Origin of the sequence: Aurantimonas manganoxydans SI85-9A1 (assembly GCF_000153465.1) — a bacterium.
GTDB classification, from domain to species: Bacteria; Pseudomonadota; Alphaproteobacteria; order Rhizobiales; family Rhizobiaceae; genus Aurantimonas; species Aurantimonas manganoxydans.
The window spans coordinates 843,821-860,777 of sequence record NZ_CH672387.1 but is presented as its reverse complement, the minus strand read 5'-3'; the positions used below and the strand labels follow the sequence as shown (position 1 = coordinate 860,777).

Here is a 16,957-nt window from a genome sequence, read left to right as displayed (position 1 = left end):
TGTTGGTGTCGTCAGCGGCGCAACGGCTCAACACGGCGAGTGTTTCCGCTACGCGCAAAAATCGGCGAGAACGAAGCTAGTGCCAACGGTCGCATTTGCCACCGTTTTTCGGCCAGTTCTTCCTACGCTGCCGCGCGGGCGAATGACCAGTACAGTTCGCGAGCCTCGGCATAGACGGCGCCGGCCTGCATCTGCCGGTCCTCGATGCCCACGACCGGCACGACCTTGGAATGATTGCCCGTCGAGAAGATCTCGTCCGCATCGCGAAACTGGGCCACCGTCAGGGTCGTTTCCACCACCTCGTGGCCGGCTTCGCGCAGCAGCGCAATGATGCGCTGACGCGTGATCCCATTGAGAAAGCAGCCATTCGGGACCGGAGTGAAAACGACGCCGTCCTTGACCATGAAGAGGTTGGACGTGCCGGTTTCGGCGACATTCCCGAGCATGTCGAGGACCAGCGCATTGTCGAAGCCGCGCGACTTGGCCTCCATGATTGCCCGGCCGTTGTTCGGATAGAGGCAGCCGGCCTTAGCCAGCGTCGGCATGGTCTCCGGTGTCGGGCGGCGGAACGGCGACACGCCGAGGGTGAAGCCGGAGGATGCGATCATCGGCGATTCGTAGAGGCACAGGCAGAAGCGCGTGGTCTCGGCATCGGCCGGAACGCCCATGTAGCCGCCGTCCTCGGCCCAGTACATCGGCCGGATATAGACCGCCGTCTTGCCGTCGAAATCCTGCAGACCCTCGTGGGTAAGACGAACGATCTCGTCGGCCGCCATCGTCGCTTTCAGGCCCAGCGCCTCGGCTGACCGGTTGACGCGCTCGCAGTGAAGATCGAGATCCGGCGCGACGCCTTCGAACCAGCGCGCCCCGTCGAACACCGAGCTCCCAAGCCACATGGCGTGGCTGCGCGGACCGATCAGGCCGGGATTGCCGTCGTGCCACTGGCCATCGACGAAGGTGCGGGTACGGGAGAATTCCTGCGGCATGGCCGGCTCCGGATTGGCTCTGCATGAAGCGTGGGGCACGGCGCGGCCCCTGCCCGTCCATAGCGCAGCAGCAACGTCTCGTCACGCGCTGGGCGATGATGGCCACGAATGTCGTCGCGATGCTTTCTCGGTCTTTCAATCGCGAGACCCTGCCCATATGACCGAACGGGGCCCGGCAACCCGAGGGAGACGTCCTTGCATTCAGTCTATGTGTTCGACGCCTATGGCACGCTGTTCGACACCGGCGCCGCCGTCGCTCGCCTGGCAGGTGAGATTGGCGAGGACGGACGTCTGCTGGCGGACATCTGGCGCCGCAAGCAGCTGGAATATTCCTGGGTGCGCAGCCTGATGGGCGGCACCCATCGCAATTTCTGGGATCTGACGGAAGACGCGCTCGACTACGCATTTCAGAAGGTCCCCACAGCCGATCCGACCCTGCGCGGTCGTCTCTTGGAAGCATACCGGGACCTCGACACCTTCGAGGAAGTGCCCTCGACGCTGCGCGCCCTGCGCGACCGCGGCGCCCGTCTGGCGATCCTGTCCAACGGCTCCCGCGACATGCTGACGCGCGCCGTTCGCTCCGCCGGTCTCGACGACGTCTTCGACATCGTCTTTTCCGCCGAGGATTGCGGGACCTACAAGGCGGCGCCCGCCATGTACGATCTGGTGACGACGCACTTCCGGCTTTACCCGGATGCGGTCTCGTTTCAGTCTTCCAACCGCTGGGACATCGCCGGCGCGACCGCCTTCGGCTTCCATACGGTCTGGATCAACCGCGGCGGCGAACCGGACGAATATCTGGACCTGCAGCCGAGCGGGGTCCTGCCCGATCTGCGGGATTTGCCGAAACTCGTTTGAGCGGCGTTCTCCTTCCTGGTCAAACAGCTGTGATGGCTTCGGAACCTCTCCGAAGTACGCAAGTTTAGCCTGCGAATGACAAAAAGCGGGGCGCGTCTATCGATCCCGCCAGAAAAATCGAAGGCTGGACCACAATGGAAAATTCCGCACATTTCTCGCGGCGCAGGCTGCTTCTGGGCTTCGGCATCGGCGCGACTGCACTTGCCGCCGGTTGCACCAGCGGCTCGCGCGCGCGCATCGCCTCCGTCCCCCCCTACCCCGCGCCGCAGGGCGGCGCTCCGGCACGGTATCGCGCCATGTACGACGCCCTGGTGGATGAAGGCTACCGGATTCCGGCCATCGATCTGAGCCGCGTCGATCCGATCTACTACCGGCAGGAAGTCGCCGATCCGACCGGCGAGAAGCCCGGCACGGTCGTTGTCGATACCGCCAACAAGTTTGCCTATGTCGTCCAGCCCGGCGGCCGTGCCATGCGCTACGGCGTCGGCGTCGGTCGCGAAGGCTTCGGTTGGTCGGGCCGGGCCAAGATCCAGTGGAAGAAGAAGTGGCCGACCTGGACTCCGCCGAAGGAGATGATCGCCCGCAAGCCGGAGCTGGCACAATATGCCGACGGCATGGAGCCCGGCATCGGTAACCCGCTGGGAGCGCGCGCGCTCTATCTGTTCCAGAACGGCAAGGACACGCTGTATCGCCTGCACGGGTCGCCGGAATACTGGACCATCGGCACGTCGGGCTCCTCGGGCTGCATCCGCTTCATGAACCAGGACATCATCGACCTGTATGACCGCGTTCCATCAGGTTCGCCGGTTCTGGTTCGCCAGGGCGGTCTCGTGGCGTGATCGCAGAACGAATTCTCTTCTGACAAAAGGGGCGAGCGGCCGAACCGCTCGCCCCTTTTGCTTTTCGGTTCACTGCCGCGGCCCGAGGTCGCGGACGGAACGTCCGCATTTGCCCTCCGTTGGCTGGAAGGCTTCCAGATCCGGCCAAGGGACCGCATTTCCATGAAACATGACGTCTGTGCACTCGCCGACCTGCCTGAAACCGGCATGACCGAAGTCGAGATTGACGGCCTGAAGGTGCTGCTCATCCGCGACGGCGATACGGTTCACGCCACGGGCGCGATCTGCACGCACAAGGGCGCGCCGCTGAAGAACGGGACCCGCATTGGCAGCCGGGTCATCTGTCCTTGGCATCATGCCATCTTCGACCTGACCAGTGGCGACCACATCGAGCCGCCGGGACAGGGCTGCCTCAACCATTTCTCCACCGAGATCGCCGCAGGCCGGGTCCATGTCGACATTCCCGAGGGCGCCAGCGTCCATCGGCCCGAGGTGGATCCCGCGGCGCGCAAGGCGGGCGGTGACCGTCTCTTCGCCATCGTGGGTGCCGGGGCTGCCGGCGTTGCATGCGCCCAGGAATTGGTGCGCCGCGGTTTCGACGGCCGTATCGTCTTGTTCGGCGACGAAGGCGAACCGCCCTACGACCGCACCGATCTGTCCAAGGCCTACATGCAGGGCAAAAAATCCGACGCCGACCTGCCGCTTCTTGGCGATGGCGGGCTCGACGCGATCGGGGTGGAGCGGATGACCGAGCCGGTCGCGCGGATCGACCGCGCCACGCGGACCATCCAGTTTCGCGACAAGGACGGCGTCAATGCCGGTCTCGTCTACGACAAGTGCTTCGCCGCGCCGGGCAGCCGCGCGGGCACGCTCCCGCTCGACAATGCCGGCCTGCCAAACGTCTTCACGTTGCGCAGCCACGATGACGCCAAGGCGATCAAGGGCGCCGTCGATGCCGCCAACCGGATCGTCATCATCGGCTCCGGCTTCATCGGCATGGAAGTCGCGGCCGGTCTCATCCAGAACGGCAAGACCGTCACCTTGATCTCCCGCGAGACCCTGCCCTTCGCCTCGAAGTTCGGGGAGGCGGTAGCCGGCCAGATCGCAGCCCAGCACCGCGCCAAAGGCGTCGATCTGCGCACCAACTCGGTCGTCTCCGAACTGGAAGAGAAGCACGGCAAGGTCGAGACGGTTCATTTGGCTGACGGCACCCGCATCCCGGCTGACGTCGTGCTCATCGCCGTTGGCGCCAGTCCTCGTCTGGAGATTTTTGGCGACGACATTGAAGGCGGGCTCGATGTCGCCGCCGATCTGTCGGTAGATGCGAGCCTGTTTGCCGGCGGCGACGTGGCAAACTTTCCGCTGGCGGGGCGGAACTACAGCACGCGCATTGAGCATTGGCGGGTCGCCGAGCAGCATGGTCGCCACGCCGCCGCAGCGATGCTCGGCGAAGCCGGCACCTTCGACGGTGTGCCGTTCTTCTGGTCGGCCCAGTACGGTCCGATCCACTATGTCGGAAACGCCCGAAGCTACGACGACATCCACATCGAAGGCGATCTCGAAGCGGGCAACTACACCGCCTTCTACATCGTCGCTGGCCGCGTCGTGGCGGCACTGGGTCGGGGCAAGGCCGATACGACGGCCGACCTGCATGCGGTCATGCTGAGCGACCGCACGCCGGCCGTTGCGGATCTGGCAGCGGTCGACTGGCAACCCGCAAGGCTGCTGAACTGACCCCTGACGGAACGGCGGCGCATCTGCGCCGCCCCGAACGTCTTACGACAGACGGCCCCGCTCGCGCTCCATCATGTCGATGCGGCTTTCGAGATTTTCCTCGCGGACCATGCCCGGGATCAGGAAGAGGTCGACGATCTGCCCGATGCCGAGCAGACCGAGGGTCAGGAGCCACAGCAATCCGGTCCAGGGCCGGCCGAGATAGAACCGGTGCAGCCCGCAAATCCCGGCAAAACAGAGAAGCCAGAGGATGTAGGATGCGAGTGTCGACTTCCGGTTCATGCCCATTCCTTCCATTCCGCGTCGCCTGACAGATGGGGACGGGCGCGCCGGTTTGAAAGTTGCCGCCCTGGTCCCGACGCCGCCGCGGACAAGGCGCATCACTTCTGTCGCGTCACTTCCCGCGTTTCAGGCTGCCGAGAACGCCGCGCAGGATCGCCCGGGTCACCGTCGAGGCAACCGTGCGGCCGACCTGCTTCATGATGGTCTCGGTAACGGTCTGACGCTGATAGCCCGACGAACGCCGACGGGGCGCCGAGCGGCGGCGCGGTGCGGGCTCTGCCTCCTCCACCTCCTGGGTGTCGTCGCGGCCGTCGCCGCCAAGGCCGAAATCGGGAAGCTGGAAACCGGTCCGCGTCCGGCGAGGCGGCGGCGCGTCCCGCTCTTCCTCTTCACGGCGGCGCGCGGCATCGGCGCGCCGTGCCGCTTCTTCCTTCCGCTCGGCTTCCAGCCGGCGCTGCTCTTCTTCCTGCGCGAGCTGATCCTCGGCCCGGCCGATCAGCATCTCATAGGCCGATTCCCGATCGACGGCGTGGTCGTACTGGCCCGCGACCGGGCTCTTCGCCATCGTTTGCGCCCGCTCCGCCTCAGTCACCGGACCGAGCCGGCCGGCCGGCGGACGGATGAGCGTACGCTCGACCATGGAGGGCACGCCCTTCTTGTCGAGCGTCGAGACCAGGGCCTCGCCGACGCCGAGCTTGGTGATGGCCTCGAAACAGTCGAATTCCGGGTTCGGGCGGAAGGTCTCGGCCGCCGTGCGCACGGCCTTCTGCTCGCGCGGCGTATAGGCCCGCAGCGCGTGCTGAACCCGGTTGCCGAGCTGCGCCAGCACGCCCTCGGGCATGTCGAGCGGGTTCTGCGTCACGAAATACACGCCGACGCCCTTGGATCGGATCAGCTTCACCACCTGCTCGACCCGGTCGACGAGGATCTTCGGCGCGTCGTCGAACAGCAGATGCGCCTCGTCGAAGAAGAAGACGAGCTTCGGCTTGTCCGGGTCCCCGACCTCCGGCAGTTCCTCGAACAGCTCCGATAGCAGCCAGAGCAGGAAGGTCGCATAGAGCCGTGGATTCATCATCAGCTGGTCGGCGGCCAGCATGTTGACGATGCCGCGCCCGTCCCGGTCCGTGCGCATCAGGTCGGCGATCGCCAGTGCCGGCTCGCCGAAGAAATTCTCCGCCCCCTGCTGTTCCAGGACCAGCAGCGACCGCTGGATCGCGCCGACCGAAGCCTTGGCGACATTGCCGTAGAGCTTCGAGACATCGTCGGCATTCTCGGCCACATGGGCCAGCATCGCCTGCAGATCCTTGAGGTCGAGGAGCAGCATCCCCTCCTCGTCGGCGATCTTGAAGACGATGTTGAGAACGCCTTCCTGCGCGTCCGACAGGTTCATCAGCCGCGACAGCAGGAGCGGCCCCATCTCGGAGATGGTCGCGCGGATCGGGTGACCCTTCTTGCCGAAGACATCCCAGAACACGACGGGATAGAGGTCGTGGTAATAGGGATCGAGACCGATGGCCTCAGCCCGGGCGACGAGGAAATCCTTCCCCTCGCCGCGCTGCGACACGCCGGACAGATCGCCCTTGATGTCGGAGCAGAACACCGGCACGCCGGCCTCCGAAAACCCTTCCGCCAATATCTGCAGGGTCACCGTCTTGCCGGTACCGGTTGCCCCCGTCACCAGGCCGTGGCGATTGGCGCGTGTCAGGTCGAGATACTCGCCCTTCTTGATCGCGTCCTTCGGGTCGCGGCTGGATCCCAGATATATCCGACCGTCTTCGAGCATGCGGCGTCCCCCTCTTGCGGAGGCCGGAGCTTACATGCCGGTCTTCTGGCGACACAAGCGCACATCAGGGCGCCGTCGCCGATTGCAATTGCGCGCCCCCGCCGGCTTTGCCAAAGTCCCGCTGATTCGCGCCGACCCCGCAAGGGCCGGTCTTTAGCGGCATGTCCGGGGCAGAGCCTCCGATCCAAGAGGACCATCCATGCACGAGTTGTTCGCCAAGATTGCCGCCGAAACCGGTATCGATGAAGCCGCCGCCCAGAAGGCCGTCGGGCATATCCTCGCCTTCGTGAAGGCCGAAGGGGACGATCCGGCCGTCGGCAAGATGATCGCCGAGACGCCTGGCGCCGAAGACGCGATGGCGACCGCCGGCGAAGGCGGCAGCGGCGGGCTGATGGGCGGCATGCTCGGTGGCGGCATCATGGGCCTCGGCTCCAAGCTCATGGGCCTCGGCCTCGGCATGGGCGAGATCCAGACCGTGGCGCGCGAGCTGGTGGCTTTCGCCAAGACCCAGACCGACCCGGAGACCGTCGACAAGGCCCTCTCCTCCGTGCCCGGCCTGTCGCAGTATATCTGAGCGGCAGTTCCCCGGACGCCATGATGTGGCCGACCTCGTTACGGGCCGGCCACCTTTCCGCGCAGACCGCCAGCCGCGCGCTGGATAAAGCCGTTGCCTTCGCCTATGGTCTTGGCGAACAACGGAAATGTGGCCGTGTCGAAGGAACACAGCGTCATCGGGGGGAGCGAGGTCCTTGAATGACATCTGACCCGATCAGCGCCGAACCGGGCGCCACCCCTCAGCATGTGTCCCGGCTGCGTTCTTCCCTGACGCGTTTGTGGGCTGCCGGGTCGTTCAACCTTTCCCGCCTGTTCCGGCGACCGCCACTCCTCGCGCATCTGGTGCTGTTCGCGGTCATCGTACTGATCCCGGCACTGCTGTTCAGCGCATTCCTGATCCTGCAATTCTCCGCCCAGCAGCGCGAGATCGCCGCCGCTCAGGTCAACGACACCGCCGAGATCATCTCCAACGCGGTCGATCGTGAAATCTACGGCATGATCACCACCGGCCGGGTGCTCGCCTCCTCGCCGTCTCTGGCCGAGGGTGAACTGGCCGGGTTCCACGCCCGCACGGTCGCGGCGCTGAAAACCACCAACACCGATGCCGCGCTGGTGGAGCCGAACGGTCGGATCGTCGCCTCAACGCTGGATCCCTATCCGGCTCCGGTCCGCGCCATGAGCTACACCGAAACCGTCGATCGGGTGCGCCAGACCCGTCAGCCGACGGTGTCCGGCGTGTTCTTCGGCGATCGCTCCGAACGCTTCGTGTTCCATGTCGCGGTGCCGGTGTTCCGCGGCAACGACGTCTCCTACGTCCTGATCATCAGCAAGGCCGCGGATACGCTCAGCGCGGTGATCGCGGATCGCAACCTGCCACGCGAATGGTCCGCCATCATCAAGGATTCGAACGGCAAGCGGGTCTTCGCCGCGGTCACCAGCGAAGGCCGGATGGAGGCCCAGCAGGGCATTTCCTACGACAATCCCTCGATCATCGAGACGCTCGGCGCCCGCATGAGCCGCGACCTGATCGAAGCCTCCACCGTGTCCAGCCTGACCGGATGGACGACGACGCTCGCCGTGCCCAACTCGGTCATCGTACAGCCCGTCCTGCGATCCTGGCTGTTGCTGATCAGCGCCGGCACTGTGCTCCTGATGTTCTCGATCGTGCTGGGAATCCTGCTCGGCCGCCGCATCGCCGCGCCGATCCTGCAATTGTCCAAGCAGGCTGCCGCCATCGGCGCCGGCGAGCCTGCGGCGACGATCGGCACCGACATCGCCGAGGTTGCCGAGGTTTCGAAGGTCCTGGCCCAGGCGTCCCGCGCCCGCCGCGACGCCGAGGAACAGAACCGCTTCCTGATGCGCGAGATGACCCATCGCGCCAAGAACCAGTACGCCCTCATCGCCGCCATCGCGCGCCGGGCGGCCAAGGAAAGCGCCGATACCACGCAGTTCCTGGCGACCCTCTCCGAGGCGCTGAGTTCGCTGGCCCGCTCGGCCGATCTCCTGTCGAGCCGCGCCTGGGAAAGCGCCATGGTCAAGGACCTCGTGCACGCCCAGCTCCATGCCTTCGGCGCCGGCGGCGAGCAGATCGAGGTTCGCGGTCCGTCCGTCCGGCTGAACCCGACGGCTGCCCAGACCCTCGGCCTCGCCCTGCACGAACTGGCCACGAACGCCGTCAAATACGGCGCCCTCTCGACGTCGGAGGGCAAGGTCGTGATCTCCTGGTCGATGGATGCCGAGTTCATCATCACCTGGAGCGAGAGCGGCGGACCGCCGGTGATCGAGCCCAAGCATTCGGGGTTCGGCACGCTGGTCACCCAGAAGATGACATCGCGCGGCCTGAACGGGTCGGTCGAGATGGACTACGCGGTCTCGGGCGTGGTGTGGCAATTGCGAGCGCCCTGCGACGCCGTAATCCCGCACTAGCTCGCACGGACAAGCGCGGGTCTGGCCAGACGCCATGGCAACGCCAGTTTCGTTTCCCGGCCGGACAGCCTATGGAAGCAGCCGGACGAATGAGAAGGACAGGTGGGGGAGCCAGCCGCCTAACCTTCGCGACCGCCTTTCGGGGATGGCCGCGACCAGGCAGCACGAGGAGGGCCCATGACGGCGCTGACGATCGAAGCCATCGAGTTTCCGGAAGTTGACGAAGCCGGTTGGCGAGCGCGCGTCGAAAAGGGCCTGAAGGGGCGATCGTTCGAATCCCTCGTGACGACAGCCGAGGACGGGTTCGGCTACGGTCCCCTCTACGGGCGCCGCACCGACGCGCCGCTCGCACGTGCGACGTCCGGTCCCTGGCAGATCGTCCAGCGGATCGACGACCCCGATCCGGCCCGTGCCAACCAGCAGGCGCTGGCCGATCTCGAAGGCGGCGCCAACGCGCTTTCCCTGGTCTTTGCAGGCTCGGCCTCGTCCCATGGTTTCGGCCTGCCGATGGAGACGGAGGCGATCGCCCGCGCCCTCGACGGCGTCGATCTCTCCATGATCTCCCTGCGGATCGAACCGCATTTGGACGCCCGGATTGCCGTGGACGCCCTGCGTTCGCTGGCGAAGACGCGGAACCAGGCATTCGAGACGCTGGCGATCGATCTCTGCCTCGATGCAGTCGGCCCCTTTGCCATCAGCGGCAGCTTTCCCGGTGCCGAGAGCGCCTTCCGGGCCCATGCCGGCCGCGCCACCAAGGGGCTGCGCGCCAGTGGCTTCACCGGCCGCGTCGCCGAGGCCGACGGTCGCCTCTATCACGACGCCGGCGCCACCGCCGCGCAGGAACTGGGCGCCGTTCTGGCGACCGCGCTGTATTACCTGCGCGCGATGACCGACGCCGGCCTGAGCGTCGCCGATGCCGCCGCCGCGATCGGCTTCACCCTCTCCGTCGACCAGCGCCAGTTCGAGCAGACGGCCAAGCTGCGGGCCCTGCGCCTGCTCTGGGCGAAGCTGCTAGAATCCTGCGGCGAGGAGGCGCCATCTGCGACCCGTATCCATGTCGAGACGTCCTGGCGGATGATGGCTGCCATGGACCCGCATACCAACATCCTGCGCGCCACCATTGCCGCGTTCGCCGCGGGGACCGGCGGGGCCGACAGCTTGGCCGTCCTGCCCTACACCGCGCCGCTCGGCCTGCCCGATCGGGCGGCGCGCCGCCTTGCCCGCAATCTGCAGATCATCCTGCAGGAAGAGAGTTTCCTCGCCTTGGTGGCAGATCCCGCCGCCGGCTCGGGCAGCATCGAGGCGCTGACCGACCTGACCGCCGAGGCCGCCTGGGACGAATTCCGCGAGATCGAGGCCGAGGGCGGCATCGTTGCCAGCTTGAAGACCGGCGCCCTGCAGAGCCGGATCATGGACGCGCGCCTGGAACGCCAGCGGCGGCTGGAGGACGGCAAGACCGTCGTCATCGGCGCCAGCCTCTATCCTCTCCAGAGCGAGCGCGATCACACGATCCTTGCCGCCGATCGAAGCGATCCCGCCGCATCCGACGGCGAGATGCGCTGCGAGCCCCTGCGTCCGCACCGTCTCAGCGAAACTTCGGAGGCCAGCCGATGAGCGCGATCCCGGATTTCAGGCAGATCGGCTGGAGCCGCCCGAACGCAGCCGCGCCGCAAGCGCCGGCGACTGACGGGTTCGAAACGCCCGAAGGCATCACCATCGGCGGCGCCTACGGCGCCAATACGCTGGAAGGCTGCCCGTTCCTCGATACCCAGCCGGGCATCGCGCCTTATCTGCGCGGCCCCTACCCGACGATGTATGTCGAGAAGCCTTGGACCATCCGGCAATATGCCGGCTTCTCCACCGCGGCGGCGTCGAACGCCTTCTACCGCCGCAACCTCGCCGCGGGCCAGAAGGGCCTCTCGGTCGCCTTCGATCTCGCCACCCATCGCGGCTATGATTCCGATCACCCGCGCGTGGCGGGCGACGTCGGCATGGCGGGCGTCGCCATCGATTCCATCATCGACATGCGCCAGCTCTTCGACGGCATCCCGCTGGGCGAGATGAGCGTGTCGATGACCATGAACGGCGCGGTGCTGCCGGTCCTCGCCCTCTATGTGGCCGCAGCCGAGGAGCAGGGTGTCGCGCAGGCCGATCTGTCCGGGACCATTCAGAACGACATTCTGAAGGAGTTCATGGTCCGCAACACCTACATCTATCCGCCGGCGCCCTCGATGCGGATCATCTCAGACATCTTCGAATTCACCTCGAAGAACATGCCAAAATACAACTCGATCTCGATTTCCGGCTACCACATGCAGGAAGCCGGGGCGACGGCCGACCTGGAGCTGGCTTACACCATCGCCGACGGCATTGAGTATGCCCGGGCCGGTGTCGCCGCCGGGCTCGACATCGACCGTTTCGCGCCGCGCCTGTCCTTCTTCTGGGCGGTCGGCATGAACGCCTTCATGGAGATCGCCAAGCTGCGGGCCGCACGGCTGATCTGGGCAGCGCTGATGAAGGAGAACTTCGCGCCGCAGGATCCGCGTTCGCTCTCGCTTCGCACCCATTGCCAGACCTCCGGCTGGTCGCTGACGGCGCAGGACGTGATGAACAACGTCGTGCGAACCTGCGTCGAGGCGATGGCAGCGACGCAGGGCCACACCCAGTCGCTGCACACCAATGCCTTCGACGAGGCACTGGCGCTGCCAACCGACTTCTCTGCCCGCATCGCCCGCAACACCCAGCTCGTCCTTGCCCATGAAACCGGCACAACGGGCCTGATCGATCCCTGGGGCGGATCGGCCCATGTCGAGCGGCTGACCCATCTTCTCGCGGAAAAGGCGCTCGCGCATATCGCCGAGGTCGAGGCGATGGGCGGCATGGCAAAGGCCATCGAAAAGGGCCTGCCGAAGCTGCGGATCGAGGAAGCCGCGGCCAAGACCCAGGCGCGGATCGACTCGGGCACCCAGACCGTCGTCGGCATCAACCGCTTCCGCAACGCCAGCGATGACGACGTGGATGTCCTGCGGGTGGACAATGCCGATGTGCGGCGCCAGCAGATCGAAAAGCTGCAGCAATTGCGGGCCGAACGCGACGATGCCGCAACAAAGGCGGCCTTGTCGGCGCTGACAGCCGGAGCCGAGGGCAACGGCAACCTCCTCGAACTGTCCATCGCGGCAGCCCGGGCCAAGGCGACCGTCGGCGAGATGGCCGATGCGCTGGAGACGGTGTTCGGCCGCCATGTTGCCAAGGCGCAGGTCGTGGCAGGTGTCTACAAGCGGGAGGCGGGTCCCATGGCGGATCGTGTTGCGCAGGTTCAGGAGATGAGCGCGGCCTTTGCCGAGGCCGAGGGACGCCGTCCCCGCATCCTCGTTGCCAAGATGGGCCAGGATGGTCACGACCGGGGCCAGAAGGTCATCGCCTCGGCCTTTGCCGATCTCGGCTTCGACGTCGATATCGGCCCGCTCTTCCAGACGCCGGAGGAAGCGGCTCGCCAGGCCGTCGAGAACGACGTCCATATCGTCGGCGCCTCGTCGCTGGCCGCCGGTCACCTGACACTGGTGCCGGAGCTGAAGGCTGCCCTCGCCCGGGAAGGTGGCGAGAACATCATGATCGTCGTCGGCGGGGTCATTCCGCCCCAGGACGTCCCGGCGCTGAAGGAAGCCGGCGCGGCCGCGATCTTCATGCCGGGCACCGTCGTCGCGGAAGCGGCGGCCGATCTCCTGCAGTCGCTCGCCGCCCATCTCGGACACGGCAAGCTGGCGGCAGAGTAGGTCCCGTGACGCCCCACTGCACCGGCGCGCTTGCGCCATCGAGCGGCGATCCCTGCGGGAAGCGCCGATCCCGCGCCTTCGACGGATGGCGCCCATGATCGAGGCCTACACGCCCTCGGGCCGGTTCATGCGCCCCCGTTCGGTGCAGGGCGACGCGATCCCGACCGAGGCCATTTGGCTCGACCTCCTCAACCCGACGGCGGACGACGTCTCGGCCGTCGAACGGCTGTGCGGCATCGACGTGCCCACCCGCGAGGAAATGGACGAGATCGAGGTCTCGAGCCGGCTCCATTCCGAAGACGGCGCCGACTTCATGACCGCCTCGGTGGTCTTCGGCCTCGACAGCGGCAAGCCGTCCTTCGCGCCGGTCACCTTCATCCGGACCGGCGACCGGCTGATCACCCTGCGCTACAGCGAGCCGAAGAGCTTCGCGATCTATGCCGCCAAGCTCTGCCGCGAGACACCCAGCACCGCTCATATGTCGCCCGAAGACGCGCAGCCGACGCATACCGCCAAGACCGCCAAGACCGCCAAGACCGCAAGTCACCCCGGAACGCCGACGGCCGACAGCATCCTGATCGGCCTCCTGGAGACTGTCGTCGACCGGGTCGCGGACCTCCTGGAATCCATCTCCGCCGATCTCGACCGGATCGGCGACGATATCTTCTCTTCGTCGGCAAGAAAGAAGCCGACGGGCACTGCGGACTTCAAGTCGCTGCTACGGCGGATCGGTGCAGCCGGCGATCTCACGTCGCGGGTCCGCGAGAGCCTCGCGACCCTCGACCGGCTGCTGCCCTTCCTGCAGCTCGTCCTCGACGGCCGCAAGCCGTCGAGCCGGGACACCAGGCCGCGCGTCAAGGCCATGTCCCGCGACGTCCACTCGCTCAACGACTTCGTCTCGTTCCTGTCGAACAAGACGACCTTCCTGCTCGACACGACCGTCGGCATGATCTCGATCGAGCAGAACGCCATCATCAAGATCTTCTCGGTAGCAGCGGTGGCGTTCCTGCCGCCGACCCTCATCGCGTCGATCTACGGCATGAACTTCACGCACATGCCCGAACTCGGCTGGACGTTCGGCTACCCTCTGGCGCTCGCGGCCATGGTCGTCTCCGCCGTCGTCCCGATGATCCTCTTCCGCTACAAGAACTGGCTCTAGCGGAACGCAGGCACGCAGCGTTTTGCGGCTGCGTGGATCACCGTCTTCTGCCCCGCGTGTATCGGCCGACCATGATCGCGCAGAAGTAGCTAAATGATCTCTTAACGAAATTCGATCAAGTTTCGCTGATGAAAGCGAGGCCGACGGTATGCTGCTGACCCGAGAATTGCAGCTGGGCGGATGGGAAGCGAGCGAGCGCGTCGAGATCGTCCGCTCGCTGCACGGCGATATGCTGTCTTTCGCCTATGCCTCGGTGGCCGTCGCTGTTGGCGCCTCCATGACCGCGATCCAGACCGGGCAGAACGCCCTGTGGAGCGTCGTCGCCTTCACCTCCCTGATTGCCGCGATCCGGCTGGTGACCATGCTGATGGTCCGGCAGCGCTCCCACAATGCCGACTTCGACGTCGTTTTCTGGGAACGGCTGTATCTCGTCCTCGGCACTGTCCACGTCGCCAGCGTCGGTGCCTGGACCACCATCGTCTTCCTCGTCGGCGGCGGCGCCTTCGCCCAGGTCGTCTCCTTCGCGACGGCCATCGGCTATCTGATCGGCATCCAGGCGCGCAATTTCCCGAGCCCGCTGATCGCCCGCGTCCAGACCGCAGCGGCAGCCGTGCCGATGGTCACCGGCCTGCTCATCCAGGGCACAGCCTGGTATGTCGGCTACGCCTTCATCCTGCTGGTGTTCTTCGCCGGCATTCTCAGGACCAACGGACGGATCTGCGAAACCTTCCTCGGCGCGCTGCGGGCGGCCCGCATGAACGAGGAACTGGCGCATTTCGACACGCTGACGCATCTGCCCAACCGGGCCTACACCAATCGCCGCCTCGACGAGCTGACCCGCGACACCTACGAACCCTTCGCGGTTCATTTCGTTGATCTCGACCGGTTCAAGCGGATCAACGACACGCTCGGCCACAAGGCCGGCGACGCCGTCCTGATCGAGACGGCACGGCGGTTCCGCGAGGTGGTCGGGACCAGCGGCTTCATCTCGCGTTTTGCCGGCGACGAGTTCCTGATCCTGCAATATGGCGCCGATGCCGAAGCGGCCGCCGGCCTTGCCGACCGGCTGGTCGAGGCCATGCGCGAACCCTTCATGATCCACGGTGCGCCGGCCACGACCGGCTGCAGCGTCGGCACCGCCCTCTTCCCGCTGCATGGCGAGGACGCCGAGCTTCTCACCCGCCAGGCCGACACCGCCCTTTACCAGGCCAAGAGCGCCGGCCGCAGTACGGCGCGCATGTTCGCCGCCGACATGCTGGATCGCGAGACCAATCGCCTGCGGATTGAGACCGGCCTGCGCCTGGCGCTCGAGGACAATCAGCTCCGCCTGTTCTTCCAGCCGCTGGTCGAGCCGAACACCCTGCGGATTTCCACCTGCGAGGCGCTGATCCGCTGGATGGCGCCGGACGGGCGCATGATCTCGCCGGGCGAGTTCCTGCCGGTGGCCGAAGAAACCGGCCTGATGGGCACGCTGACGGACTGGACGCTCTACGAGGCGATGCGGATCGCCAGCGACTGGCCGTCTTCCGTCGCCGTTGCGGTGAACCTGTCACCGAGCCAGTTGCTGCGCGCCGACATGGTCGAGGTCATCTCCACCGCGTTGCGCGAGACCAATTTCGATCCGCGACGGCTGGAGATCGAGATCACCGAGAACCTGCTTCTCGGCGAGCACCAGCCCGTCCTCGCCAAGCTGGAAGCGCTGCGCGACATGGGTATCTCCATCGCGCTCGACGATTTCGGCACCGGCTTCTCGAACTTCAGCTACATCGCCCGCCTGCCGATCGGAAAGGTGAAGATCGACCGGTCCTTCCTCACCGGCATCATCGCCGACAAGCGACGCCAGTCGCTCCTGCGCGGCTTCGTGCACCTCGTCGCCTCGCTGGACCTTCGCATCGTCGTGGAAGGCGTCGAAACGATCGAGCTCCTGGAGTTCGTCTCTTCGGACCCGCAGGTCACGCAGATCCAGGGCTTCGTCTTCGGCCGCCCCTTGCCCGAGACGGCCATCGGCACGCTGCTCAGGGCCAGCAGTTCGACCGGCCGCGAGATGGCCGAGAGCCGTCCGCGGATCGCCATTTCCGGACAGTAAGCGGCGCTCGAATTCCCGCGCACCCCACGAGTTGCGCTGCGATTCCGTGAACAGAATCAACACACCGGACGATTCACTAACGGAAATTAACTAATTTCCTAATATCAGCTTTGCATATATTTAAAAATACGTAATCCTGCCTGCACAATTTGAACGATATCACCGTCAAACGCAGCGGGGACTGACGAAGCATGGAACGAGGCACGAGCAAGTCTGGCAAACTCTCCGGTCGCTCTCAGATATCCAGCGTCATGAAAAGCGTCCGTTATTTCCTGGCCACCAGCGATACGGATCGCGAAAAGATCTATCGCCTGCGCTACGATGCGTATCTGGCCGAAGGGGCGATCGGCGAAGCACCGTCCCGCATGTTCTCTGATCGTCATGACAAAGATGTCAACGCATTCGTACTGGGCATCGAGATCGACGACGCGCTCGTCGCCTCGATCCGCCTGCATATCACCACCCCGGAATGTCGCGTCGGCCCGGCCATGGATGTCTTCGGCGCTGAATTGACGCCGTTGCTCGACAAGGGCGAAAGCTTCGTCGACCCGACCCGTTTCGTCGTCGACCACAGCGTCCGGAAGATGACGACCCTCCTCCCCTTCGCCGGCCTCAGGCTCGGCTCCATGCTCGCCGACCATTTCGACGCCACCTACATGCTGGCGACGGTGCGGCCCGAACACGTGCCCTTCTACGACCGGATCTGCCTTCTGCACCCGCGGACCCCGGCCCGGCATTATCCCGGACTGAAGAAGCCGATCGCGCTCTGCTACAACGACATGCAGACGCTGCGCCGCGAACTCCATCCGAAGTTTCCGGTGTTCCAGTCGACGGCCGGCGAACGGGCGGAATTGTACGGTCCGTCGACGAGCCTCGTCGACCGCGCGCGCTGGGCAGGCTCGGCCAACGACAATGCCGCGCGGCGCTTCTCCTGGAAGCAGGCGACGGGCCAGACGGCGGGCATGACGGCCTGAGG

General features: G+C 65.8%; 13 protein-coding genes. 10 read left to right on the top strand and 3 right to left on the bottom strand.

Annotated features, from left to right (window positions below; translation table 11 throughout):
- Positions 1 to 122: 122 nt before the first annotated feature.
- Entirely contained in the window at positions 123 to 986 is an 864-nt protein-coding gene (locus SI859A1_RS04105) for a branched-chain amino acid aminotransferase (RefSeq protein WP_040325217.1), read from the bottom strand.
- A gap of 195 nt (positions 987 to 1,181) precedes the next feature.
- Between SI859A1_RS04105 and SI859A1_RS04100 the strand changes: the two genes are divergently transcribed.
- The 3 genes from SI859A1_RS04100 to SI859A1_RS04090 all read left to right on the top strand — a co-directional run bounded on the left by SI859A1_RS04100 (position 1,182) and on the right by SI859A1_RS04090 (position 4,417).
- Positions 1,182 to 1,844 carry a haloacid dehalogenase type II gene (locus tag SI859A1_RS04100; RefSeq protein WP_009208593.1) on the top strand — a complete coding sequence of 221 codons (663 nt, stop codon included), beginning with the start codon at positions 1,182 to 1,184 and terminating at the stop codon, positions 1,842 to 1,844.
- A 134-nt stretch (positions 1,845 to 1,978) separates the two neighbouring features.
- Positions 1,979 to 2,683, top strand: a complete 705-nt coding sequence (locus SI859A1_RS04095) for a L,D-transpeptidase (RefSeq protein ID WP_009208592.1) — start codon at positions 1,979 to 1,981, stop codon at positions 2,681 to 2,683.
- A 162-nt stretch (positions 2,684 to 2,845) separates the two neighbouring features.
- Positions 2,846 to 4,417 (top strand): FAD-dependent oxidoreductase, encoded by a 1,572-nt coding sequence (locus SI859A1_RS04090; protein WP_148233722.1) that lies wholly within the window; start codon positions 2,846 to 2,848, stop codon positions 4,415 to 4,417.
- A gap of 42 nt (positions 4,418 to 4,459) precedes the next feature.
- Here the strand turns inward: SI859A1_RS04090 and SI859A1_RS04085 are convergent, their stop codons facing one another.
- The gene (locus tag SI859A1_RS04085) at positions 4,460 to 4,699 is read right to left on the bottom strand and encodes an NINE protein (protein ID WP_244400898.1); all 240 of its coding nucleotides are present in this window, start codon (positions 4,697 to 4,699) and stop codon (positions 4,460 to 4,462) included.
- A 112-nt stretch (positions 4,700 to 4,811) separates the two neighbouring features.
- The gene (locus tag SI859A1_RS04080) at positions 4,812 to 6,482 is read right to left on the bottom strand and encodes a helicase HerA-like C-terminal domain-containing protein (RefSeq protein WP_009208589.1); all 1,671 of its coding nucleotides are present in this window, start codon (positions 6,480 to 6,482) and stop codon (positions 4,812 to 4,814) included.
- A gap of 199 nt (positions 6,483 to 6,681) precedes the next feature.
- Here SI859A1_RS04080 and SI859A1_RS04075 point away from each other — a divergent pair, with 199 nt between their 5' ends.
- From SI859A1_RS04075 to SI859A1_RS04045, 7 genes are all read left to right on the top strand, one after another.
- A complete protein-coding gene (locus tag SI859A1_RS04075) occupies positions 6,682 to 7,056 on the top strand; it encodes a hypothetical protein (protein WP_040325213.1) in 375 nt (124 codons plus the stop codon).
- A gap of 179 nt (positions 7,057 to 7,235) precedes the next feature.
- Positions 7,236 to 8,963: an HWE histidine kinase domain-containing protein gene (locus tag SI859A1_RS04070; protein WP_009208588.1), complete on the top strand. Its 1,728-nt coding sequence runs from the start codon at positions 7,236 to 7,238 to the stop codon at positions 8,961 to 8,963.
- 177 nt (positions 8,964 to 9,140) lie between these two features.
- Positions 9,141 to 10,577: a methylmalonyl-CoA mutase subunit beta gene (locus SI859A1_RS04065; protein ID WP_009208587.1), complete on the top strand. Its 1,437-nt coding sequence runs from the start codon at positions 9,141 to 9,143 to the stop codon at positions 10,575 to 10,577.
- Positions 10,574 to 12,736: a methylmalonyl-CoA mutase gene (gene scpA, locus SI859A1_RS04060; RefSeq protein ID WP_009208586.1), complete on the top strand. Its 2,163-nt coding sequence runs from the start codon at positions 10,574 to 10,576 to the stop codon at positions 12,734 to 12,736. Before SI859A1_RS04065 ends, scpA begins: the two co-directional genes overlap by 4 nt.
- 94 nt (positions 12,737 to 12,830) lie before the next feature.
- Entirely contained in the window at positions 12,831 to 13,895 is a 1,065-nt protein-coding gene (locus SI859A1_RS04055) for a magnesium transporter CorA family protein (RefSeq protein ID WP_040325209.1), read from the top strand.
- Between the two features lie 148 nt (positions 13,896 to 14,043).
- On the top strand, positions 14,044 to 15,981 hold the full coding sequence (locus tag SI859A1_RS04050) for a putative bifunctional diguanylate cyclase/phosphodiesterase (RefSeq protein ID WP_009208584.1): 1,938 nt from the start codon (positions 14,044 to 14,046) through the stop codon (positions 15,979 to 15,981).
- A 251-nt stretch (positions 15,982 to 16,232) separates the two neighbouring features.
- Complete coding sequence (locus tag SI859A1_RS04045) at positions 16,233 to 16,955, top strand: N-acyl amino acid synthase FeeM domain-containing protein (protein ID WP_050767428.1); 723 nt, start codon at positions 16,233 to 16,235, stop codon at positions 16,953 to 16,955.
- Positions 16,956 to 16,957: the final 2 nt, after the last annotated feature.

What these genes read in the sequence shown, in the direction of transcription:
- SI859A1_RS04075 (WP_040325213.1), top strand. Translation starts at nt 6,682, where the DNA reads ATGCACGAGTTGTTCGCCAAGATTGCCGCCGAAACCGGTATCGATGAA.
- SI859A1_RS04085 (WP_244400898.1), bottom strand. Translation starts at nt 4,699, where the DNA reads ATGAACCGGAAGTCGACACTCGCATCCTACATCCTCTGGCTTCTCTGT.
- SI859A1_RS04080 (WP_009208589.1), bottom strand. Translation starts at nt 6,482, where the DNA reads ATGCTCGAAGACGGTCGGATATATCTGGGATCCAGCCGCGACCCGAAG.
- SI859A1_RS04105 (WP_040325217.1), bottom strand. Translation starts at nt 986, where the DNA reads ATGCCGCAGGAATTCTCCCGTACCCGCACCTTCGTCGATGGCCAGTGG.
- SI859A1_RS04090 (WP_148233722.1), top strand. Translation starts at nt 2,846, where the DNA reads ATGAAACATGACGTCTGTGCACTCGCCGACCTGCCTGAAACCGGCATG.
- SI859A1_RS04070 (WP_009208588.1), top strand. Translation starts at nt 7,236, where the DNA reads ATGACATCTGACCCGATCAGCGCCGAACCGGGCGCCACCCCTCAGCAT.
- SI859A1_RS04065 (WP_009208587.1), top strand. Translation starts at nt 9,141, where the DNA reads ATGACGGCGCTGACGATCGAAGCCATCGAGTTTCCGGAAGTTGACGAA.
- SI859A1_RS04055 (WP_040325209.1), top strand. Translation starts at nt 12,831, where the DNA reads ATGATCGAGGCCTACACGCCCTCGGGCCGGTTCATGCGCCCCCGTTCG.
- scpA (WP_009208586.1), top strand. Translation starts at nt 10,574, where the DNA reads ATGAGCGCGATCCCGGATTTCAGGCAGATCGGCTGGAGCCGCCCGAAC.
- SI859A1_RS04095 (WP_009208592.1), top strand. Translation starts at nt 1,979, where the DNA reads ATGGAAAATTCCGCACATTTCTCGCGGCGCAGGCTGCTTCTGGGCTTC.
- SI859A1_RS04050 (WP_009208584.1), top strand. Translation starts at nt 14,044, where the DNA reads ATGCTGCTGACCCGAGAATTGCAGCTGGGCGGATGGGAAGCGAGCGAG.
- SI859A1_RS04045 (WP_050767428.1), top strand. Translation starts at nt 16,233, where the DNA reads ATGAAAAGCGTCCGTTATTTCCTGGCCACCAGCGATACGGATCGCGAA.